At 64.3% G+C, this 20,251-nt stretch carries 21 protein-coding genes; 10 read left to right on the forward strand and 11 right to left on the reverse strand.

What is annotated here, in order from left to right:
* Positions 1–19: 19 nt before the first annotated feature.
* The gene (locus tag V9L18_RS02940; RefSeq protein ID WP_337345690.1) at positions 20–907 is read right to left on the reverse strand and encodes a glutamate ABC transporter substrate-binding protein; all 888 of its coding nucleotides are present in this window, start codon (positions 905–907) and stop codon (positions 20–22) included.
* 73 nt (positions 908–980) lie between these two features.
* Complete coding sequence (locus V9L18_RS02945; RefSeq protein ID WP_337345691.1) at positions 981–1,736, reverse strand: amino acid ABC transporter ATP-binding protein; 756 nt, start codon at positions 1,734–1,736, stop codon at positions 981–983.
* A gap of 116 nt (positions 1,737–1,852) precedes the next feature.
* Between V9L18_RS02945 and V9L18_RS02950 the strand changes: the two genes are divergently transcribed.
* The 4 genes from V9L18_RS02950 to V9L18_RS02965 all read left to right on the forward strand — a co-directional run bounded on the left by V9L18_RS02950 (position 1,853) and on the right by V9L18_RS02965 (position 4,780).
* Positions 1,853–2,635 carry a TIGR00730 family Rossman fold protein gene (locus tag V9L18_RS02950; RefSeq protein ID WP_337345692.1) on the forward strand — a complete coding sequence of 261 codons (783 nt, stop codon included), beginning with the start codon at positions 1,853–1,855 and terminating at the stop codon, positions 2,633–2,635.
* A gap of 32 nt (positions 2,636–2,667) precedes the next feature.
* Complete coding sequence (locus V9L18_RS02955) at positions 2,668–3,132, forward strand: DivIVA domain-containing protein (protein ID WP_337345693.1); 465 nt, start codon at positions 2,668–2,670, stop codon at positions 3,130–3,132.
* Positions 3,129–4,379 (forward strand): hypothetical protein, encoded by a 1,251-nt coding sequence (locus V9L18_RS02960; RefSeq protein ID WP_443197922.1) that lies wholly within the window; start codon positions 3,129–3,131, stop codon positions 4,377–4,379. The genes V9L18_RS02955 and V9L18_RS02960 overlap by 4 nt, the downstream gene beginning before the upstream one ends.
* Before the next feature lie 233 nt (positions 4,380–4,612).
* Entirely contained in the window at positions 4,613–4,780 is a 168-nt protein-coding gene (locus V9L18_RS02965; RefSeq protein ID WP_009357720.1) for a DUF3117 domain-containing protein, read from the forward strand.
* A gap of 92 nt (positions 4,781–4,872) precedes the next feature.
* Here V9L18_RS02965 and V9L18_RS02970 read toward each other — a convergent pair whose 3' ends face one another.
* Positions 4,873–5,505, reverse strand: coding sequence for an O-methyltransferase (locus V9L18_RS02970; protein WP_337345694.1), 633 nt, complete (start codon positions 5,503–5,505; stop codon positions 4,873–4,875).
* Positions 5,506–5,736: 231 nt separating this feature from the next.
* Here V9L18_RS02970 and sigE point away from each other — a divergent pair, with 231 nt between their 5' ends.
* From sigE to V9L18_RS02985, 3 genes are all read left to right on the forward strand, one after another.
* Entirely contained in the window at positions 5,737–6,354 is a 618-nt protein-coding gene (gene sigE, locus V9L18_RS02975) for an RNA polymerase sigma factor SigE (RefSeq protein ID WP_337345695.1), read from the forward strand.
* Between the two features lie 8 nt (positions 6,355–6,362).
* A complete protein-coding gene (locus tag V9L18_RS02980; RefSeq protein ID WP_337345696.1) occupies positions 6,363–7,211 on the forward strand; it encodes an anti-sigma factor in 849 nt (282 codons plus the stop codon).
* A gap of 69 nt (positions 7,212–7,280) precedes the next feature.
* Complete coding sequence (locus V9L18_RS02985) at positions 7,281–7,691, forward strand: Sec-independent protein translocase TatB (protein ID WP_337345697.1); 411 nt, start codon at positions 7,281–7,283, stop codon at positions 7,689–7,691.
* A gap of 55 nt (positions 7,692–7,746) precedes the next feature.
* Here the strand turns inward: V9L18_RS02985 and V9L18_RS02990 are convergent, their stop codons facing one another.
* Genes V9L18_RS02990 through V9L18_RS03000 form a run of 3 tightly spaced genes read right to left on the reverse strand, consistent with a single transcriptional unit; the run spans position 7,747 to position 10,902 of the window.
* Positions 7,747–8,874: an Mrp/NBP35 family ATP-binding protein gene (locus V9L18_RS02990; RefSeq protein WP_337345698.1), complete on the reverse strand. Its 1,128-nt coding sequence runs from the start codon at positions 8,872–8,874 to the stop codon at positions 7,747–7,749.
* A gap of 8 nt (positions 8,875–8,882) precedes the next feature.
* Complete coding sequence (locus tag V9L18_RS02995) at positions 8,883–9,635, reverse strand: DUF1003 domain-containing protein (RefSeq protein WP_337345699.1); 753 nt, start codon at positions 9,633–9,635, stop codon at positions 8,883–8,885.
* Positions 9,619–10,902 carry a magnesium transporter MgtE N-terminal domain-containing protein gene (locus V9L18_RS03000; protein WP_131131437.1) on the reverse strand — a complete coding sequence of 428 codons (1,284 nt, stop codon included), beginning with the start codon at positions 10,900–10,902 and terminating at the stop codon, positions 9,619–9,621. The genes V9L18_RS02995 and V9L18_RS03000 overlap by 17 nt, the downstream gene beginning before the upstream one ends.
* A 77-nt stretch (positions 10,903–10,979) precedes the next feature.
* Between V9L18_RS03000 and V9L18_RS03005 the strand changes: the two genes are divergently transcribed.
* Positions 10,980–11,915, forward strand: coding sequence for a general stress protein (locus V9L18_RS03005; protein ID WP_337345700.1), 936 nt, complete (start codon positions 10,980–10,982; stop codon positions 11,913–11,915).
* Positions 11,916–11,998: 83 nt separating this feature from the next.
* On the opposite strand, the gene V9L18_RS03010 is transcribed toward V9L18_RS03005, so the two are convergent.
* Positions 11,999–13,597: an aminopeptidase P family protein gene (locus tag V9L18_RS03010; protein ID WP_337345701.1), complete on the reverse strand. Its 1,599-nt coding sequence runs from the start codon at positions 13,595–13,597 to the stop codon at positions 11,999–12,001.
* Between the two features lie 58 nt (positions 13,598–13,655).
* Here V9L18_RS03010 and V9L18_RS03015 point away from each other — a divergent pair, with 58 nt between their 5' ends.
* Together V9L18_RS03015 and V9L18_RS03020 are read left to right on the forward strand one after the other, a co-directional pair.
* Positions 13,656–14,522, forward strand: coding sequence for a PHP domain-containing protein (locus tag V9L18_RS03015; RefSeq protein WP_337345702.1), 867 nt, complete (start codon positions 13,656–13,658; stop codon positions 14,520–14,522).
* 99 nt (positions 14,523–14,621) lie between these two features.
* Complete coding sequence (locus V9L18_RS03020; RefSeq protein WP_337345703.1) at positions 14,622–14,981, forward strand: hypothetical protein; 360 nt, start codon at positions 14,622–14,624, stop codon at positions 14,979–14,981.
* Positions 14,982–15,039: 58 nt separating this feature from the next.
* Here the strand turns inward: V9L18_RS03020 and V9L18_RS03025 are convergent, their stop codons facing one another.
* The 4 genes from V9L18_RS03025 to thiE all read right to left on the reverse strand — a co-directional run bounded on the left by V9L18_RS03025 (position 15,040) and on the right by thiE (position 20,235).
* A complete protein-coding gene (locus V9L18_RS03025) occupies positions 15,040–15,924 on the reverse strand; it encodes a DNA-methyltransferase (RefSeq protein WP_337345704.1) in 885 nt (294 codons plus the stop codon).
* A gap of 8 nt (positions 15,925–15,932) precedes the next feature.
* Positions 15,933–17,633 (reverse strand): DEAD/DEAH box helicase, encoded by a 1,701-nt coding sequence (locus V9L18_RS03030; RefSeq protein ID WP_337345705.1) that lies wholly within the window; start codon positions 17,631–17,633, stop codon positions 15,933–15,935.
* Between the two features lie 289 nt (positions 17,634–17,922).
* Entirely contained in the window at positions 17,923–19,419 is a 1,497-nt protein-coding gene (locus tag V9L18_RS03035; RefSeq protein ID WP_337345706.1) for an RNB domain-containing ribonuclease, read from the reverse strand.
* A 63-nt stretch (positions 19,420–19,482) separates the two neighbouring features.
* Positions 19,483–20,235, reverse strand: a complete 753-nt coding sequence (thiE, locus tag V9L18_RS03040; protein ID WP_337345707.1) for a thiamine phosphate synthase — start codon at positions 20,233–20,235, stop codon at positions 19,483–19,485.
* Positions 20,236–20,251 lie beyond the last annotated feature (16 nt).

Here is a 20,251-nt window from a genome sequence, read left to right on the forward strand (position 1 = left end):
CGGAAACCGCCGCTGTTACCTAGTAACGGTCGAGGGCGGGAAGTTCAGGAGCGGTCTTGATGACCGAACCCGCGGTTGCTTCCCAGGCCTTCTTGTAGGATCCGTCTTCCTCGAAGGCTTCCAGCTGGTCGTTGATCCAGTTGCGGAACTCGGTGTCATCCTTCTTCAGGCCGATGCCGTAGGGCTCCTTGGTGAAGGTTTCGTCGGAGGCGAGCTTGAAGGCATCCGGCTCCTTGTCCACGAAGCCGGCCAGGATCACGTTGTCCGTGGTGATGGCTTCAACCTGCTTGTTGCGCAGGGGTTCCAGGCAGTCTGAATACTTGCCGGCCGGGGCGAGTATCGCTCCATACTTGTCCACAATGGTGGCGGCAGGGGTGGAGCCGGTCACGGAGCAGACCTTCTTGCCCTTGACGTCTTCCGGCTTCTTGATGGAGTCGTTGTCCTTGTTGACCATCAGTGCCTGGCCGGCCTCATAGTACGGACCCGCGAAGCTGACGACCTCTTTGCGCTTGGCGTTGATGGTGTAGGTGGCGATGACAATGTCCACCCTGCCCTGTTCAATGAAGGGCTCCCGGTTGGCCGACTGCGTCTCGGACCATTCGATCTTGTCTGCGGGAATGCCGAGCTTGGCTGCGATCAGCTTGCCAATCTCGACGTCGAAGCCAACGGGCTTGCCGTCCAGGCCCACCTGGCCGAAGAGCGGCTGGTCGTACTTTGTACCAATTTTGATGGTGCCGGCCGAGGCCAGCTTCTCCATGGTGGTGCCAGCGGCGAATGTGGGCTTCTCGGCAACGGTGGGATCGGCGGTGGTGCCGGGCGTGGTTCCGCCGCAGGCGCTCAGGGACAACGCCAAGGCTGCGGTAGCCGCCACGAAGAACGACTTCCGGCGGGTCATAAATGCCTTCATGACATTCCTTTCATTGGTCGGCCGCGGGTCACGGCCTGGGTGCGAACTGGAGTGTGTGCGTTCGATGGTTGAATCAGTGGGTAAGCAGCTTGGACAGGAAGTCCTTTGCGCGGTCGCTCTGGGGGTTTGTGAAGAACTCCTCCGGCTTGGCGTCCTCCACGATCTGGCCGTCAGCCATAAAGACCACGCGGTCCGCGGCCTTCCGGGCGAAGCCCATCTCGTGGGTCACCACCACCATGGTCATGCCTTCCTTGGCCAGCTGGATCATGACATCCAGGACCTCGTTGATCATCTCGGGGTCGAGCGCCGAGGTGGGCTCGTCGAAGAGCATGACCTTCGGTTTCATGGCCAGTGCGCGGGCGATTGCTACACGCTGCTGCTGGCCGCCGGAAAGCTGCGCCGGCAGCTTGGGAGCCTGGTGTCCCACGCCTACCCGCTCCAGCAATGCCATGGCTTCCTTGTCGGCCTGGGCCTTGGCCACGCCCTTGACCTTGATGGGACCAAGGGTGACGTTCTCAAGGATGGTTTTGTGCGCGAACAGGTTGAAGGACTGGAAGACCATCCCGACGTCGGCGCGGAGCTGGGCGAGTTCCTTCCCCTCCTCCGGCAGCACTTTTCCATCAATGCTGATCGTGCCGCCCTCGATTGTTTCGAGGCGGTTGATGGCACGGCACAGCGTGGACTTGCCGGAGCCGGAGGGCCCAATGACAACAACCACTTCGCCCTTGCGGACATGGAGGTTGATGTCTTTGAGAACGTGCAGCTGACCGTAATGCTTATTCACACCATTCAGGGAGACGAGCGCATCGCCGGGCACATGAGTAGTCATAGGAAGAATCTAGCGAACAAAGACCTCTTATGACGGGAATCACGCCAAGTTCGTGCGGATCGTGATTCAAGAGATACCTGCCGCTGGTGTGCCCGCCGTGGCGCTAGCCTTGTGTGATGAGCATCAACGCAGATCCGGCCAAAACTTCCCAGCCGCGCCGTAAGGGGCCCCTTGAACTCCGCCGCAAACAGGCGGCCGTGGAAATGTCTGATCAGCATTTGCTTGACACCAAGGGTGCCGGGCAGTTCGTCCACACCGATCCGTGGCGTGTGATGAGGATTCAAAGCGAGTTCGTTGAAGGCTTCGGGGCCTTGGCAGACCTGGGCCCGGCGGTCAGCGTTTTCGGTTCCGCCCGGACCAAGCCGGGGAGCCCTTACTACGAGATGGGCGTGGAAGTGGGCCGGAAACTCGCGGAGGCGGGCGTGGCTGTGATTACAGGAGGCGGTCCCGGTTCCATGGAAGCCGCCAACCGCGGGACTGTTGAGGGAAACGGAGTGTCGGTGGGATTGGGCATCGAACTTCCCTTTGAACAGGGCCTCAACCAATGGGTGGACCTCGGCATCAACTTCCGGTACTTCTTTGCGCGCAAGACGATGTTCGTGAAGTATGCCCAGGGCTTCATTGTCCTTCCAGGCGGGCTGGGGACGCTGGATGAATTATTCGAAGCAATGGTGCTGGTCCAGACGCGGAAGGTCACCTCCTTCCCCATCGTCTTGCTTGGTGTCGACTTCTGGGGTCCGATGATCGAGTGGATCAAGGGCACACTGGTGGCCGAGGGCATGGTTTCCGAGAAGGACCTGGACCTGATCCAGGTTGTTGACGATGCCGCCGACGCCGTGGACCGCGTGCTCCACGGCACTGTCCAGGTACCGTCCAACGGCGAGCAGCGGCCCGAATAGCAGGTTGCCCGCGATCTGGCACGATTGATGCTGTGAGCTTCTTCCTGGTTTTCCTTGCCATCGTGCTGGTTGGCGCTGTCGTGTGGGCCGGTGCCGGCGGCCCTTCCAGCATCTTCCGGCGCGGCCGCCCGGGCGCCGTGCGGGAAAGCAGACTCCTCGACGCCGGCTTCGAGCAGCCCGTGGCAAACCTTCCTCCAGTCCTGCTCCCCGCCGATGCGGCGCCGGCCGACGTCGACCGCGTCCGCTTTTCCCTGGGCCTGCGCGGTTACCGCATGGACCAGGTGGACCAGGTGCTTGATGAGCTTCGCGACCAGCTCGCCGCCAAGCGCGGGGAAGTGGAGCAACTGACTGCGCGGCTTGTTGAGGCACAGCGTGTGATTCAGAAACCGGCGGACACGGACCTGGAACCGCAACAGGCAGCGGAACCGACACCGCAACAGGGACCGGAACAGGCACCGCCGGGCCCGGGCCGGAGCCCGGCGGAGGACGGGGCTTGAGCACGGACACTGGAAGCAGGCAGGGCTTCGCCTCCTCGATCAGCGCACTGGCGACACGGGCCGGAGGAGCAGTCCGGCACTGGCCGTGGTGGCTTCAGGTTTCAGCCCTCTACGTGGCGGCCAGGCTGGTCAGCGCAGGTATCTTCGTGGCTGCAGCCCGGCACCAGGGAACAAATCCCTGGTTCCCTGCCAAGCCGGACTACTGGAACTTCATCAATATCTGGGACGCGCGGTGGTACGGCGAGGTGATCAGCAACGGCTACCCGGCGGTCCTCCCCGTTGACGCGGCCGGCAATGTCCAGGAAAACGCTTGGGCGTTCTACCCGCTTTTCCCCTTCCTTGGCGGGGCACTTTCAGCGCTGACCGGCATCGCGCCGGAAGCGTCGCTGGCACTCATCGCGATGTTCTCAGGGTTGATGGCAGCCCTGGTCCTCTACAGCCTGTTCCGCCACAGGGTGCCGCACGGCACAGCCATGTGGGCAGTGGCGTTCTTCGCGACCTTCCCCGTTTCCGGGATACTCCAGGTGCCCTACGCCGAGCCATTGACCATCCTCCTTCTGGGTGCGGCGCTGCTGCTGCTGGTAAGGCGGCAGTACTACCTCGCGATGCCCGTGGTGCTGCTCATGAGCCTCTCCCGGCCGGTGGGGGTGCCATTTGCCGCCATGGTTGGAGTGCTGTTTATCTGCCGGCTGGTGCAACGAGGCCGTGGTGAACAGGACTCCCAGGTGCACAGCCGGCGGGAGCTGGGCGCCCTGGCTGGCCTGACCGCCGTCAGCGGAGCCGCCGCTCTCATCTGGCCTGCCGCCGCCTGGGCCGCTACCGGTGACATCGAGGCGTACACCAAGACGGAGACGGTCTGGCGGGGTCACGACCTCGTGCCGTTCAAGCCATGGTTCGACACAGGCATCCAGCTCTTTGGGCCGGTACTGGGCGTGGTTGCGCCGTTCGTTTTTGCCGGGCTGTTTACGCTGATGCTCTTCAGCCCTCCGGTACTGAAACTTGGTGTTGAACTCCGTTTGTGGTGCGCCTGCTACATGGGATACCTGTTGCTGTTCCTGCATCCCCAGACCAGCACGTTCAGGATGCTGCTTCCGCTTTTTCCGCTGGCCCTCGCTGCAGCGGTGTTGTCCCGCTCCAAGGCCTACCGCGGCACAGTAATCGTGATGTTTGTTATTTTGCAGATCGTCTGGATTGTCTGGCTGTGGGCCTGGGCCCAACTGCCCGGAGGCGGCGACTATCCGCCGTGATTGCCCGCCATGCCCGGCGGCGGAGTGCAGGAATGCGACGCGGCCGGAAATGTCCATCGATTAGCTACGTGCGGGTAATTACGGGATAATAGTAAGTAAGCAAGGACAAAAGCATTCAGAATATGTTCAGCCATGGCGGTGCCCACGCGTGCCGCCATAGCGGCTTGATTGACCATGCGGACACAGCCCGTCCGGGCTGATATGTCCTGGACTAATTGGAGGGGAAATTCCTCATGGCGGCTATGAAACCACGCACCGGCGACGGCCCTATGGAAGTCACCAAGGAGGGCCGCAGCCTGATTATGCGTGTGCCGCTCGAAGGTGGCGGACGGCTTGTTGTTGAACTCAATGCAGCGGAAGCGGCAAACCTTAAGGAATGCCTCGTAGGCGTTACCGAATAATCTCGCTGGGCCAGGGTCCGCAGCCTTAGGGCGGCGGGCCCTGGCCTTTTTCCTGGCCGGGACTATTCCCGGGCGTGGCTATTCTTGGCCGCCTATTTCTTGACCGCGACCAAAAGGCCGTCGCCGGTGGGGAGCATGCTGGAGGCGAGCCGCTCGTCGTCGCGGATGGCTTTGCCCACCTGGCGGAGCACAACCGTGGTGGCATCCCTGTTGGCAGGGTTGGCCACCCGATCTTTGTCCAGGGCGTCGTTGATAATCAGCAGCCCCCTGGACTTCAGCAGGCGGACAGCCTGTTCCACGTAACCCGGCAGGCCCGGCTTGTCGGCGTCGATGAAGACGAGGTCGTAGGCGGAGTCGGTGAGCCGCGGCAGGACGTCACCGGCACGTCCGGAGATAGTGCGCGTGCGGTTGGCAGGGCTGCCTGCCTCCGAGAACGCCTCCCGTGCCGCTTTCAGGTGTTCAACGTCCACATCGATGGTGGTCAGCACGGACTGGGGCCCCAGGCCGCGCAGGAGGCAGACACCGGAAACTCCTGCTCCAGTACCGATTTCGACGGCGGTCTGCGCCTTGGAGGACGCTGCCAGGACCGTCAGGACGGCGCCTACGCCGCGTCCGATCGGGGTCACTCCCAGCTCAAAGGAGCGTTCGCGTGCACGAAGCATGACTTCATCCTCTGCGGGCAGATCTTCTGCATAGGACCAGCTCGTGGACTTGTCGGCGCTCATGGGTGATTTCGCTTTCTGGGCGGCAGGGGAGTGTTGAATACAGCCTACTGTGTCTTAAGGCACGGACGCCGGATCCCGGGGGTTGCGCCTTTGGCAGAAGTGGCTTGCCAATCAGGAAATTCCCAGCCAACTTTGAAATGATGGAGATCCGCTCATCCATACGGTGATCGGCGCCGAACCAGAGATGTCAACAGTATCCGGGCGTTAGCTTATCCACGAGGGGAGTGGACGATGTCAGCATCAGTTGTGGCACCTGTCCCTGCATCACAAGATCCTGCGGTCGAATGGGTCAGGCCAACCTGGGAAGAAGTGGTTGCCAACCATTCCGCGAAAGTCTATCGGCTGGCCTACCGCCTGACCGGAAACAAGTTCGACGCCGAAGACCTCACCCAGGAGGTCTTTGTCCGGGTCTTCAGGTCACTGGAAAACTTCAAACCTGGCACGTTGGACGGCTGGCTGCACCGCATCACCACTAACCTCTTCCTGGATCAGGCACGGCGGAAGAGCCGCATCCGTTTTGACGCGCTGGCGGAGGACGCCGAATCCCGGATCCCGGGCCGCGAACCGGGGCCGGAGCAGAGCTTCGAACTGAACAACCTGGACCTCGACGTGCAGGCCGCACTGGAGGAGCTTCCGCCGGACTTCCGCGCGGCAGTTGTGCTGTGCGACCTCGAGGGCCTGTCCTACGACGAAGTTGCAGCGGCGCTTGGCGTCAAGCTGGGGACCGTGCGTTCGCGCATCCACCGCGGCCGGACCATGCTGCGTGAGAAGCTCGCGCACCGGGACCCACGGCCGCAGCACTCGCGCAAGCCGAAGCTTTCGATACCACGCATCGCCAGCATTCTCTGATCGGCCTCATGACTCCCGACAACCCGCTGTTCCGCAGGCATCCCCGGACCGACAGCCACATTAAGAGCTGCCCGGAGTGCGCCTCGGCCATGCGTCGCGAACGCCAGTACATCGAAAGACTGCGGGAAGCGGCCATCCCGCCTGCCAGCCAGGATCTCACGGCCCGCCTGCTGCAGCAGACGCATGTCCTTGCCATGGCCTCCTGCGAGCCGTCACGCAGTCCGCACCGCGGAGCGAAGATCCTGGCCTTCGCAGCCGGCGGAACGGCAGCGGCTGCCGGGGTCCTTGCCGCAAGCGCTTTCGCCCTGGCCGGCGACCCGTTGCCGATGGCTGCCAGTTCGGCCGCTGGCAGCTTTGTACAGCAGCCCGCCAAGGTGCCCGCCGACGGCCGGGAGCTGAGCGCCGGACAACTTGCAGGACTGCGCCTGGAAGGCTGGGTGTGTCCTGAGCTGGAGTCTTTGGGCTTTCACGTTCTTTCTGCCAAGGCAACCACCCTGGACGGTCGCCCGGCCGTCGAGATGAAGCTCTCAGATGGCCGGTACTATGCCAAGGTCGTCGAGCAGCATGACGTCCGCACGCCTGCAGGGGACAGTGACGTGTCCATCTTGAGCTCCGTACCCGGGGCGGCGGTCCTCCAGTCCGGAGCAAACACGCTCACGTACGAATCCGACCTGCCGGCGGACCGGGCGGACGACGCCCTCCCTGTCCTTCAGCGGCTCACCGCCCTCGCCGCGACCGGTATCAGCGCGGGCGTTGCGCCGGAGGGGACGGCGTCCGTCAGTCCTCCTGCAGCGGAGCCCCTGAGTGAACGACTGCAGCGTGGCATGCACAAAATTGTCCGGATTCTGACGCCTTAAAACTGGCTGTTGCCGCCGGTGGTAAGCGGGAATCGTCAGCATGACCCCGGAGAGGGTAATCTTCCTAAAGTGTTTGGAATCAACGGCCCGGAGTTCTTCCTTCTGCTGATCATCGGCATTCTGGTGATCGGTCCCAAGCGGCTGCCCGAATATACCCAGAAACTTGCAAATCTGGTGAAGGAAGTCCGCCGCATGGCCTCCGGCGCCCGCGAGCAGATCAAAGAGGAGGTGGGGATCGACATCGACGAGGTCGACTGGAAGAAATACGATCCCCGCCAGTACGATCCCCGGCGCATCATCAAGGAAGCGCTTCTTGACGACGACTCCAAACCGGTCAGCGCAGGTGCGCCAGCGGTGGCAGCCGTGGCCGGCGCCGCAGCCGTCACTGCCGGCGCGACTACGACGGCCCCGCGCCCTGAACGGGTTATCCAGCAGCTGCCAGCCGGTGAAGCAGCGCCCTTCGACACCGAAGCAACCTAGGAACTGCACGGGGAGGGCGCCGGGAGGGTCCCGCCGATCCGCCAGCCCATGGCAGTCAGCGCGGCTGCAGCCCCAGCTTGATCTCCGTCAGCCCGCGCGGTTTCGCCGACAGCTTGCCGGAAATCTCAACAAGCGCCTTAGCGGCCGGCGTCTCCGGTTGCCCCAGCACGATCGGCGAACCGGCGTCCCCGCCTTCCCGCAGGAGGATGTCCAGCGGAATATGGCCCAACAACGGTACCTCTGAACCCACTGTTGCCGTGAGCCGCTCGGCGAGGACCTCCCCGCCGCCGCTTCCGAACAAATCCATCTTGCCGCCGTCGGGCATCTCGAGGTACGACATGTTCTCGATGACTCCAGCCAACGACTGCCCCGTCTGGGTGGCGATGGCGCCCGCCCGCTCGGCGACATCCGCCGCCGCTGCCTGCGGAGTGGTGACCACCAGGATTTCCGCCTTGGGCAGCAGTTGGGCTACAGAGATCGCGATGTCGCCAGTGCCCGGGGGGAGGTCAAGGAAGAGTACGTCGAGGTCACCGAAGTAGACATCGGTGAGGAACTGCTCCAAGGCACGATGCAGCATGGGACCGCGCCAGGCCACAGGCTGGTTCGCCGTGACGAACATCCCGATGGAGATGACCTTTACCCCGTACGCGACCGGTGGCAGGATCATGTCGTCCACCCGCGTCGGGGCCTGCGTGATTCCCATCAGTGCCGGAACCGAGAAGCCGTAGACGTCGGCGTCCACGATCCCTACCCTGAGTCCCTGCGCGGCCAGAGCGCAGGCCAAGTTAACGGTGACGGAAGACTTCCCCACGCCGCCCTTGCCGCTGGCCACGGCGAAAACTTTGGTCAGCGAACCGGGCTGGTTGAAGGGGATGCCGCGCTGGCCGCCGGCGCCGCGCAGCTGTTCCTTCAGGGCGTCGCGCTGGGCCTGGTTCATGACCTTCAGTTCAACCTCGACGGCGGTGACTCCAGGAACCGCGGAAAGAGCCTTGTCGGCGTCGGACGTAATGGTGTCGCGGAGGGGACAACCGGCGATGGTGAGCAGCACGGCAAGCCGAACACGGCCGTCGTCGGAAATCTCCACCGAGTCCACCATGCCTAGCTCCGTGATGGGGCGGCGGAGTTCAGGGTCGATGACGGTGGCCAGGGCAGTATTAACCGCCCGGTGCAGGGATTCAGACATGCAGGGGTTTACTCGGCTTCCGGGGTTGTAAAGGTTTCGGGGGGCGCCGGCTGCGGCGTTACGGCGGGTTGCTGGGCGGCGTGACTGGGCTTGACCCGGGGGATCTGCTGCGTGCGGGGGCTCCGCTGCCGATCCCGTTTCTCCTTCAGCCTCTCCTTGACCTTGTCCCGCGGCGATTCGTGGCTGCCGGCCCCGGAGGGGTCGTGGGTCCGCAGTTCCTCCTGGGCCTCCAGCATGTCCTCCAGCAACGAACGCAGCTCCGCGCGGACGTAGTCGCGCGTGGCCACCTCGCGAAGGGCGATCCGCAGCGAGGCGAGCTCACGGGTCAAGTATTCGGTATCGGACAGGTTGCGTTCAGCGCGCTGGCGGTCCTGCTGCAGCGAGACGCGGTCGCGGTCATCCTGCCGGTTCTGGGCCAGCAGCAGCAGGGGTGCAGCATAGGACGCCTGCAGCGAAAGCATCAGCGTCAGCAAGGTGTAGCCGAGGGCGCGGGAGTCGAATTGCCACTCCAGCGGTGCCCAGGTGTTCCAGACCAGCCAGATGACGACGAAGACTGTCATGTAGACCAGGAACTGGGGCGTACCCATGAACCGGGCAAAACCTTCGGTTGCGTGGCCGAAAGCGTCCGGATCGGGGGAGAACTTGGGCAGGATCCGCTTGCGGCCGCTCAGGGGTGTGTCGAGGCTTCCTTTGTTTGCTGCCTTCCCTGTGCCGCGCTGGCCGGGATTCTTGGGAGCGGTATTGTCAGCCAATGCGGCCACCGAGCCTTCTTATCGGGGCTTCGCCATCATGGGCGCGCCAATCATCCGGTAACAGATGATCCAAAACGTCATCAACAGTCACCGCCCCCACGAGCCGGCCGTCATCATTGACCACGGGCAGGGAGTTCAGGTTGTAGGTAGCGAGCGTCCTGGCGACTTCGCTGATGTGGGCCTGGTCCGACAACGGCTCCAGGTTTTTGTCCACGAGGTTCCCCAAGGGCTCGAAGGGTGGGAATCGCAGGAGCTGCTGGATGTGCACGACGCCCAGGAACCGGCCGGTCGGAGTCTCGAGCGGTGGCCTGGCGATGAAGATGGACGAAGCCAGGGCGGGCGAGAGTTCCTCGCGCCGGACGTGGGCCAGGGCTTCGGCGACGGTCGCCTCCGGGGGAAGGATCACCGGCACCGGCGTCATCAGGCCGCCAGCGGTATCCTCGTCATATTCGAGCAGGCGCCGGACGTCTTCGGCGCCTTCGGGCTCCATCAGCTGCAGCAGTTCTTCGGCCTGGGCGGTGGGCAGTTCGCCGAGGAGGTCGGCGGCGTCGTCGGGGTCCATTTCTTCGAGGACGTCAGCGGCGCGCTGGACATCAAGGGCCGAAAGGATCTCCACCTGGTCATCCTCCGGGAGCTCCTGCAGGACGTCGGCGAGACGTTCGTCCTGGAGTTCACTGGCTACCTCGAAGCGGCGCTTATCGCTCATCTCCTGCAGCGCCTCGGCGAAGTCCGCGGGCTTTAGGTCTTCATGGTTTGCTACGAACTGAGTTGCGGCCTGGGGCTCGGTGCGGGCACCCTGGAGGGCGTCGGCCCAGTCGATGATCATGGTCTCGTTGCGGCGCAGGCGGCTCAGGGGCGAGAGGGAATGGCCGCGGCGGACAAACAGCTTGCTGACGAACCAGTCCCGGGAACGGTGCTGGTCCATGGCGATGTCCTCGATGGTGGCGTCACCGCTGCCATCCCTGAGCGTCACCCGGCGGTCAAACATCTCCGCCACTACCAGTGTCTCGGCGCCGCGCTGCTCAAATCGCCTGAGATTGACCAGGCCGGTGCAGATGATCTGGGTCTGGTCGATCGAGGTAATGCGCGTCATCGGCACAAAAACGCGTTTCTTACCCGGAACTTCGACGACGATGCCTACCACGTGGGGGGCGCCCCGGCTTCCGCGCGAGAGCACCACAACATCGCGCAACCGGCCCAGACGGTCGCCCAGCGGGTCGAAGACGTCAAGACCCAGAAGGCGCGCAACGAAGACGCGCGAAAGATTTGTGCTCACGTCTACAGGCTACCGAGTCTGCTCTCTTTTAGCTGAATTTACAGGCGGCACACATGCTGATAGGCAAGAATGGAGGTATGTCAAACATTTTTGGTGGTCCGAAGGCCGGCGGGTCCAACGGCGTGGACGAGTCCCGCACCGTCCCCACAGGTGACACCGTGGGTTCCTACAACTCCTACTTGGATGCCCAGAAGGCTGTGGACTATCTCGCTGACCAGCAGTTCCCGGTCCAGATGGTGTCCATCGTGGGCAACGAGCTCAAGATGGTGGAGCGAGTGACGGGACGCCTCAGCTACCCCCGCGTGGCATTGTCAGGGGCGCTGAGCGGCATGTGGTTCGGTCTGTTCGTCGGCGTGATGCTGTCCTTCTTCGCACCGTCCCCGGGCTACTTCTCCATCCTGACGTCCGTGTTGATGGGTGCCGCGTTCTTTATGTTGTTCGGCATTGTCACCTACGCCATGCAGCGGGGAAAGCGTGACTTCACCTCTACCAGCCAAGTGGTGGCCACCACCTATGACGTGGTGGTTTCGCCAGAGGCCGCCCACGAAGCCCGGCGGCTGCTCCAGCAGCTGCCGATGACACGGTCCGACGCCGCTGCCGGGCCGAGGCCATACACGCAGGGCGACCACCACAACCAGCCTTACCAGCAGCCGGGGCAGGCGCCCGGCCAGCAGCCCGGCCACCAGCAAGGGCAGGCTCCCGTGAGGCCGGCCAGCTGGAACGATCCGTACGGACAGCAGAGCCCCGGCACGCAGGGCGGCCCCGCTGCGGCCGCACAACCAGGCCAGCCGGCCGAGGGCCAGGCGCAGCCGGCTCCGGCCCCCGTCTCGGCGGTTCGCTATCCTGACCTGCCCGATGGCCGGCCGCAGTACGGCGTGCGTGTCAGCGATAACCCCGTGCCTGCCTCACCCGCCAACAACGCCGGGCCCGGCAGCGACCACCCGGACTCCGGGCAGCCTGCGCAGCAGCCCGAAGTGGCACCGGACAGGAACCGGGACGAAGCGGGCTCCTAGCCGTTACGTCCACGGCCTCAAACGCGAGCGGACACCTAAACCCCAGGGGCTTAGGTGTCCGTTCGCGTTAAAGCCGCACCGGGCTATGCGGGGGCCTGCTGGCTGCCTTCGCCGTTGGCTTCCCGATAGATACCGGCCATCCAGGACTCGACGTCGTCGGCCTTGCGGGGCAGCGCGGCACTGAGGTTGATGGGGCCATTGGCCGTCATCAGGACGTCGTCCTCGATCCGGACTCCGATGCCGCGGTACTCCTCCGGGATGCCCAGGTCCTCGTTCTTGAAATACAGGCCCGGTTCGATAGTGAAGACCATGCCCTCGGTCAGGATGCCATCCAGGTACAGCTCCCGCCTGGCCTGTGCGCAGTCGTGCACGTCCAGTCCGAGGTGGTGGCTGGTGCCGTGCGGCATCCAGCGGCGGTGCTGCTGCCCCTCGGGACTGACCGCTTCCTCCACGCTGACGGGCAGCAGTCCCCACTCAGCGAGCCGCTCGGCCAGGACCGTCGTGGCGGCGGTGTGGATGTCCCGGAACTTGGCCCCGGGCCGGGCGGCGGCGAACCCGGCGTCGGCGGCGTCGAGGACCGCTTCGTAGACCTTGCGTTGGATCTCGCTGAACATGCCGTTGGCAGGCAGGGTGCGGGTGATGTCGGCGGTGTACAGGGAGTCGGCTTCCACTCCCGCGTCCAGGAGCAGGAGCTCCCCGGCGTTGATGCTGCCGGTGTTGCGCGTCCAGTGCAACACGGTGGCGTTGTTGCCCGAGGCCGCGATGGTGTCGTAGCCGAGTTCGTTGCCGATCTCGCGGGCACGCGCAAAGAACGCGCCTTCCACAACCCGCTCGCCGCGGTCATGGGTCAGGGCACGGGGAAGGGACTTGACCACTTCCACAAAGCCTTCGACCGTGGCCGCGACTGCCGTCTTCATCTGCTCAATCTCCCACTCGTCCTTCAGGAGGCGGAGCTCGGACAGGGCTTCGGACAGCTTCTCATCCAGCGCATCGAGGACCGCGAGGTCCAGGTTGTCCGGGTCCTTGGCCGTGTTGTAGCGGGCCGTGTCCACCAGGGCATCGATGTTCTCGTCCACCTTGCGGACCAGGCGAATGGAGATCCCGCCGATCTCGGGAGCGCCCACATTCTTGGTGATCGCGGTTTCGAGCGCGTCAATGTGAGCGGTGGGAAGTCCCAGCCGTGCTTCAAACTCAGCCAGGGTGGGACGGGCGCCGATCCAAAACTCGCCGGATCGCGAGTCGGCGTAGAACTGTTCGGTGTCCCGGCCGGCCAGCGGGCGGAAGTACAGCGTGGCATGGTGGTGCCCGCCGTCGTCGCCCTTTCCTTCTCCGACAGGTTCGAGGATGAGTACGGCGTCCGGCTCGTGGTCCAGGCCCAGGCCGGTGAGGTGGGCGAATGCGGAGTGCGGACGGAAGCGGTAGTCGCAGTCGTTGGAGCGCACCTTCAGCGGGCCGGCGGGAATGACCAGGCGTTCGCCTTTGAACTGGTCAGAGATGGTCCTTCGCCGGGTCGCGGCGTAACTGGCGACGGTATCGCGCGCCGGCAGTTCCTTAGTGGAAGGCGCCCAATTGCTGGCCATAAAGGCCTTGAAGGCATCGGAACTGGGCCGCTGCGAGCGGTTGTTGACGCGCTCTTCGAGGGGCTGGGAAGCAGAGTTCAGGGTGTTTTCGGCATCGTTCACGGCACCATCGTCTCACCAGCTACGCGGCTGCGCGAACGCGGTCAACTAGGCTGGGCAGGTGAGGATTGACCTGCATGCCCACTCCAATGTTTCCGACGGCACGGAAACACCCGCCGATGTGATGGCCTCGGCCGCCCGCGCAGGGCTGGATGTCGTCGCGCTGACAGACCACGACTCCACGGATGGCTGGGCCGAAGCCTCGGCCGCTGCCGTGCAATTCGGCGTGGCGCTCGTTCCGGGCATGGAGGTCTCCTGCCGGACGGCGGAGGGGATCAGTGTGCACCTCCTGAGCTACCTGCACGATCCTGACCACCCCGGGCTGCTGGAGGAGATCACGAAGGCCAAGGATGCCCGCCTCACCCGCGCCGAGCGCATGGTCACCCTGCTTGCGGAGGACTATCCGCTGACGTGGGACGACGTCATCCATCATGTGGCACCCGGTGCCACGCTGGGGCGCCCGCACATCGCGGATGCGCTCGTGGCCGCCGGTGTCGTGGCGGACCGTTCGGAGGCCTTCACCTCCATCCTGACCTCCCATTCGCGCTACTTCGTCCAGCACTACGCGCCCGACCCCGCAACCGCCGTCGAGCTTGTCCGTGCCGCCGGCGGCGTCCCGGTCTTTGCGCATCCGGTGGCTTCCGCACGTGGACGGATCGTGGGGGAGCGCACGTACCAGGAGATGATCGACGCCGGCCTGGTGGGCCTGGAGATCGACCACAGGGACAATCCCGAGGCCGGCCGTGAGTATCTGAGGGGCCTCGCGACCAAGCATAGACTCCTGGTTACAGGTTCGTCCGACTACCACGGCACCGGCAAACCCAACCTGCTGGGAGAGAACCTGACGACGCCCCAGGTGCTGGCGCGGATCGAGGAGCTGGCCACTGGGACGGCAGTAGTGCGCGGGAGTTCCGCACATCTTGACTAACGCTCCGGGCTGAGTAGTCTTGCGCTTGCCGGGGGTGGTGTTCATCGCCAAAAGGTCTCGTCGCCATGCAACATTTCGTACGGTAGACGGAGAGAAACCATGTTCAGGAAATCATTCGCCGCGGCTGGCCTGGCCGCACTCTTTATGTTTGTCCCCACGGCAGCCAATGCGCTGGACTGTTCCAACGTCAGCCGGTCGGCCTACACGGGCAGCGACTTCATCTTCATCCCCGGCCCTAATATCAACGTCCATGTGCAGGGCAACTGGGCGTACGTACTGGAGGCGGGTGCTTGGGTGTTCCTGCCGCCGGGAACTGTCCCCGAAGGCGCTGGCAGCAACGGCAACTTCCAGAACGGTGAAGGCTTTGCCCTGTTGGTCAACGCCATTTGCGACTCCAACGGAGCGGTCCTGGACAACCGACAGAGAGATCACGGAATCCAGCTGATGGAAACCTGCTAGCCGAACCAGCGACGAATCTAGGTCGCAGTTAATGTCGTTTTGGAGGCTCAAAACGACATTATCTGCGACCTAGTTGGGGGGGGAACGACATAAACGTCGCGCGGGTGCCCAGCCGTTTGGCCATGACGTCGATAGCTGGCTGGTTCTGGTCCACGCACACAAATTTCCTGTCCAGTTTGGCGGCCACCGCACCGAGCGTGCCGGAACCGGCAAAGAAGTCCAGGCACCAGTCCCCGGGGCGGCTTGAAGCTGCCACCACCCGGCGGACAAGGCCCTCAGGCTTCTGCGTGGGGTAGCCGGTTTTTTCCTTGCCGGTGGGCGAGACGATAGTGTGCCACCAGACGTCAGTGGGCAGCTTGCCGAGCTCGCGTTTGGCGGGCGTGACCAACCCCGGCGCCATGTACGGCTCCCGGTCCACCTCGGCGCTGTCGAAATGGTATTTCGCCGGGTTCTTCACATACACGAGGATGTTGTCGTGCTTGGTGGGCCAGCGGAACTTGGCCCTCGCCCCGTAATCGTAGGCCCAGATGATCTCGTTCAGGAAGCATTCCCGGCCGAAGATGGCGTCCAGCATGACCTTGGCATAGTGCACTTCGCGGTAGTCCAGGTGAAGGTACAGCGTGCCGTCGTCTGCCAACAGCCGCCAGGCCTCCACGAGCCGCGGCTCCAAAAAGGACCAATAGTCGCTGAAGGCGTCGTCGTAACGGTGCAGGGCGCCTTTGATGGTGTCGTAGGAACGTCCCTTGAAGCCCACGCGGTCTCCGGAACCTTCGGCGTTGACCACCATCCGCGTTTCCTGGCGCTGCTGGGCCCGGCCGGTGTTGAACGGCGGGTCCACGTATATGAGTGTGAAGGCGCCGTCCGGCAGCGAGGGGAGGAATTCCGCGTTGTCCGCGTGTACCACCAGGTTGCTGCCGTCCGGCGCCCAGACAGATTCAGTCATTGAGGCTTTTAGGCCTCGGCGCTGCCCGGCTGTGCGCCGTTGTCGCCGCCGGCCACCACTTCGCCGTTGCGGCGGCGGGTGCGTGTCCGGCTGCGGCGGGTGCGCGACTGGTCCCCTTCGGCCGGGGCTGTAGCCGCCGGTTCCGTGGCGGGGCCGGTGCCTGCAGTCGCCGCGTCGGAGGTACGACGGCGGCGCTCACCTGAGCGGGGGGCCGTATCAGTTCCGCTGCGGCGGCTGGATGAGCGTGCGCGGTCGCGGCTGTTGTCGCGTCCGCTGTCCTTCGCCGCGTCACGTGCACCGTCACGTCCGCTGCTGCGGGAGTTCTTCTTGCCGGTCTCGCCCAGGTCCTCCAGGACTTCGGCGTCAACACCGGCAAGGGTTCGCTTGTTGCGGGGCAGCCGGCCCTTGGTTCCCTCCGGAATGTCCAGCTCCTCATAGAGGTGCGGGGAGGAAGAATACGTCTCAACGGGCTCGGGTACGCTGAGGCCGAGTGCCTTGTTGATGAGGCCCCAGCGGGGCATGTCGTCCCAGTCCACAAACGTGACGGCCGTACCCTTATTCCCGGCGCGGCCGGTGCGGCCCACGCGGTGCAGGTAGATCTTTTCGTCTTCAACGCACTGGTAGTTGATGACGTGCGTGACGTCGTCGACGTCGATGCCGCGGGCGGCGACGTCCGTGGCCACCAGGACGTCCACCTTGTTGTTGCGGAAAGCCCGGAGGGCCTGTTCGCGGGCACCCTGGCCGAGGTCGCCGTGGATGGCGGCAGCCGCGAACCCGCGGTCCACCAGCTCCTCTGCCACCTTGGCGGCGGTCCGCTTGGTCTTGGTGAAGATGATGGTGCGGCCACGGCCACGAGCCTGCAGGATGCGCGCCACGACCTCGATCTTGTCCATGCTGTGGGCACGGTAGATGAGCTGGCGGATGTCGCGCTTGGTGAGCCCCTCGTCGTCGGGGTCGGCCGCACGGATGTGGGTGGGCTGGGTCATGTAGCGGCGAGCCATCGCAATGACCGGTCCGGGCATCGTGGCTGAGAACAGGAGCGTCTGGCGGACCGCAGGCGTGCCGGCGATCAGCGTTTCCACATCCGGGAGGAATCCGAGGTCCAGCATTTCGTCGGCTTCGTCGAGGATGACGATCTTGACGTTCTTGAGGCTCAGGTGCTTCTGCTTGTAAAGGTCAATGAGCCGGCCGGGGGTACCGACGACAACTTCGACGCCGTTCTGCAGGGCTTCGACCTGCGGCTCGTAGGCGCGGCCGCCATAAATGGTGGCGATGCGGGCATTGCGCTTGCGGGAGGCGGTCTGGAGATCGTTGGCTACCTGCACGGCGAGCTCGCGGGTGGGAACGATCACCAGCGCCTGCGGGGCGCCCGGGACGGCGAGCTTGTCGAAGCCGGGATCGTCACGGCCCACGACGCGCTGCAGCGCGGGGATGCCGAAGCCGAGGGTCTTGCCGGTTCCGGTTTTGGCCTGTCCGATGATGTCGTGGCCCGAGAGCGCCACCGGCAGTGTCATGGCCTGGATCGGGAACGGGTGGGTGATCCCGGCATCGGCGAGGGACTCCACGATATCGGCGCGGACGTTGAAGTCTGCGAAGGATTTCTCCTCGATCTCATGGGGCTTTTCGTCCGAGATAATGGTTTCTTCCGGCTCGATGACCTCGGTGCCGGAATCGTCAATCAGGAGCTGGTGGGTATGCAATTCACTCACAGGTGAGTTTCCTTATTCATTTGGGCATTGGCGCTGCCTGCTCAACGGGCCGGCCAACGTGGCCGTTCCGGAGCACGCTCGAAGCGCGCAAGCAAATCCAGTGGAAGCCGATCGCGGGCTATCTAATTGCTGGCACTGGTGACCAGCGGGCGTATCTCAAGATCGCGTAGGGGCGGGCTTGTTGAATTCAAAATCAAGGAAATCAACGACCGGGCATCCATATCTACTTCTTCAGTCTACCGGCAAGGAGTCTTAAACCCGGCTTTGCCCCTTTCGGGCGCCCCGGCGCCTACCCGACGAGCTCGAAATGTACTTCCCGCGTGGCGATGTCCGAGGAGAGAAGCCGGACACGGACTTTGGTGCCGGATTCGAGGTCACCGGCACAGCGGGCCGTGACGGCGGGCTCGGCTATCTGGATGATTCCGGAAGGGCCGTTCCCGTTCCTGCCGTTGCCGTTACCGTTGGAGCCATTGCCGTTTTTGCCGTTGTCCTTTTGCGGCTTGGACCCTGAAATGACGATCGCGTCGAATTCCTGACCCACATGGTTGACCAGCAGGGCGGCCTCCACGGTGTCCAGCGCCAGACGCTCCATCCTTGCAGCCAGCTGATCGGAACCGGCCATGATCACCGGCAGGGAGGGCAGCGCTTCCCGCGCCCAGGCCGGGACCGGGCTGCCGTTGCTGAGTGCCTCACAGATGACCAGGACAAAGCGGTCCACCAGCCGCCGGAGCGGAGCGGTGGTGTGGGCGTAGGCGGCTCCGATCGCGGACTGGCGGGCATCATTGGGGATTTCGCCGTCGAACGCCGTATAACTGGCACCACGGAAAAGCATTCCCGCCGAATGCATGATGGCCAGTTGCCGCGGATCCGTGGGGTCAAGCGTGCGGAGATACTCCCCGTAGCCCGCTTTCCCGTCCCAGGGCTTGCCCAGAACCTCGGTCTGCAGCCGGAAATGCCCCAGGGACCGTTCGTCAGGGGCGGGCATGGTCCGCAGGATGCCGACTTTGCCCTCAAGCATCAGGGTGGCCGCAGCCATTCCTGTCATGAGCGATATCTGGGCGTTCCAGTCCTCGACCGGGAGCTGGGGAGCAGCAGCGATCCGATAGCCGCCATCGGGAAGCTGCACGATCTCCTGCTCAGGCATGTTCAGGCTCGCGCCATCGCGTTCCCGCTCCAGCTCAACACGCTTGAGGCCAACCTCCTTAAGGAGCTCTAATACCGGCGAGGCCGTTCCGGCGTCGAGTTCAGCCTGGGCGCCCTTGTAGCTGAGCTTGGCCCGGCTGCGGACCCGTGCCCTTTGGACCGAAACGGACGTGACCTGGGCAGCCTGGTCCAGGTGGAAGTCCCACACAAAGGCAGAGCAGAGCTGGCCTGCCAGGAGGCTGCCGGCCCCCTCGCTGATGACCTCCGGATGAAGCGGGATACGGCCGTCGGGCGCGTAGAACGTCTGTCCCCGGCGGCGGGTCTCGGCGTCCAGCGGCCCGCCGGGCACCACGAATGCGGGTACATCTGCGATGGCGTAGAGGACCCGATAGCCGCTACCGGCGCGCTCAATAAACAGGGCCTGGTCTAGATCGGTGGAGGACTCAGGATCAATAGTGAGGAAATCAATGCCTGTCAGGTCGGCATCAGGCAGTTGCCTTGAGGAGACAGCGGCTTCCGCATCTCGGACGGCGTCGGCAGGGTAGTCGCCCGGTAGCTCCAGCTCGGTCCGCAGCGCACTCAGTGCCTCCTCGAGGGCATTGGTGTGCTCGTGGACATTTGGGGCCAGCCGATGATGTGACACGAAATTCAGGTTAGCCCGATTTTCGCTGATTATGCACGCCATCCCCTCTTTGGGGCCGGAGGCCTAGGAGCCGGCGGCGTCCAAGGCCCGAAGCAGTGCCGCGGCGGCCTCTGCGGGATCGGCGGCTTCGGTGATGGCCCGGACCACAACGATCCGGCGGGCGCCCGCTTCCACCACCTGCTCCACGTTGCCCAGGTCCACGCCCCCAATGGCGAACCAGGGTACCTCTGCCACGCCGGGCACGGACCCCGCCTGTTTGACTGCCCCCGCGGCGTACCTGAGGAGGTCGAGCCCGACGGCGGCCCGGCCGGGCTTGGTGGGGGTGGCCCACACCGGACCAACACAGAAATAGTCCAGCCCAGTGGGCGCGGCTGTGACGGCGGCCGAGGCCGAGACCGCGCCGTCGATCTGTGAGGTGGTGTGGGTGGACAGACCGATGGCTGCATTGCCGTTCAACAAGGTGCGTGCAGCCTTCAGCGGCAGGTCCTTCTGGCCAATATGGAACACCGGGGCACCTGAGAGCACCGCGACGTCGGCCCGGTCATTGACCGCCCACAGCCGTCCATGGCGCAGTGCGGACTCCTTCAGTACCGCCAGTAGGTCCAGCTCCTCTGCTGCCTCAATTGTCTTGTCGCGGAGCTGGATGATGTCCACGCCCCCGGCGAAGGCCGCATCAACAAACCCGGCGAAGTCACCGCGATCCTTACGGGCATCCGTGCACAGGTACAGCCGGGCACCGCCCAGGGCCTCAGCATGGCTGGTGGAAAGGAAGGTGCTGTTGGCGACGGCAATGCTGTCAGGAAGGGCTGCGTTCATGGAAACCAGAGTAGTT

Origin of the sequence: Pseudarthrobacter sp. CCNWLW217 (assembly GCF_037203985.1) — a bacterium.
Classification (GTDB): domain Bacteria; phylum Actinomycetota; class Actinomycetes; order Actinomycetales; family Micrococcaceae; genus Arthrobacter.

Coding starts and splice junctions, on each gene's coding strand:
- V9L18_RS02940 (WP_337345690.1), bottom strand. CDS start 907: ATGAAGGCATTTATGACCCGCCGGAAGTCGTTCTTCGTGGCGGCTACC.
- V9L18_RS02945 (WP_337345691.1), bottom strand. CDS start 1,736: ATGACTACTCATGTGCCCGGCGATGCGCTCGTCTCCCTGAATGGTGTG.
- V9L18_RS02950 (WP_337345692.1), top strand. CDS start 1,853: ATGAGCATCAACGCAGATCCGGCCAAAACTTCCCAGCCGCGCCGTAAG.
- V9L18_RS02965 (WP_009357720.1), top strand. CDS start 4,613: ATGGCGGCTATGAAACCACGCACCGGCGACGGCCCTATGGAAGTCACC.
- V9L18_RS02970 (WP_337345694.1), bottom strand. CDS start 5,505: ATGAGCGCCGACAAGTCCACGAGCTGGTCCTATGCAGAAGATCTGCCC.
- sigE (WP_337345695.1), top strand. CDS start 5,737: ATGTCAGCATCAGTTGTGGCACCTGTCCCTGCATCACAAGATCCTGCG.
- V9L18_RS02980 (WP_337345696.1), top strand. CDS start 6,363: ATGACTCCCGACAACCCGCTGTTCCGCAGGCATCCCCGGACCGACAGC.
- V9L18_RS02990 (WP_337345698.1), bottom strand. CDS start 8,874: ATGTCTGAATCCCTGCACCGGGCGGTTAATACTGCCCTGGCCACCGTC.
- V9L18_RS03005 (WP_337345700.1), top strand. CDS start 10,980: ATGTCAAACATTTTTGGTGGTCCGAAGGCCGGCGGGTCCAACGGCGTG.
- V9L18_RS03020 (WP_337345703.1), top strand. CDS start 14,622: ATGTTCAGGAAATCATTCGCCGCGGCTGGCCTGGCCGCACTCTTTATG.
- V9L18_RS03025 (WP_337345704.1), bottom strand. CDS start 15,924: ATGACTGAATCTGTCTGGGCGCCGGACGGCAGCAACCTGGTGGTACAC.
- thiE (WP_337345707.1), bottom strand. CDS start 20,235: ATGAACGCAGCCCTTCCTGACAGCATTGCCGTCGCCAACAGCACCTTC.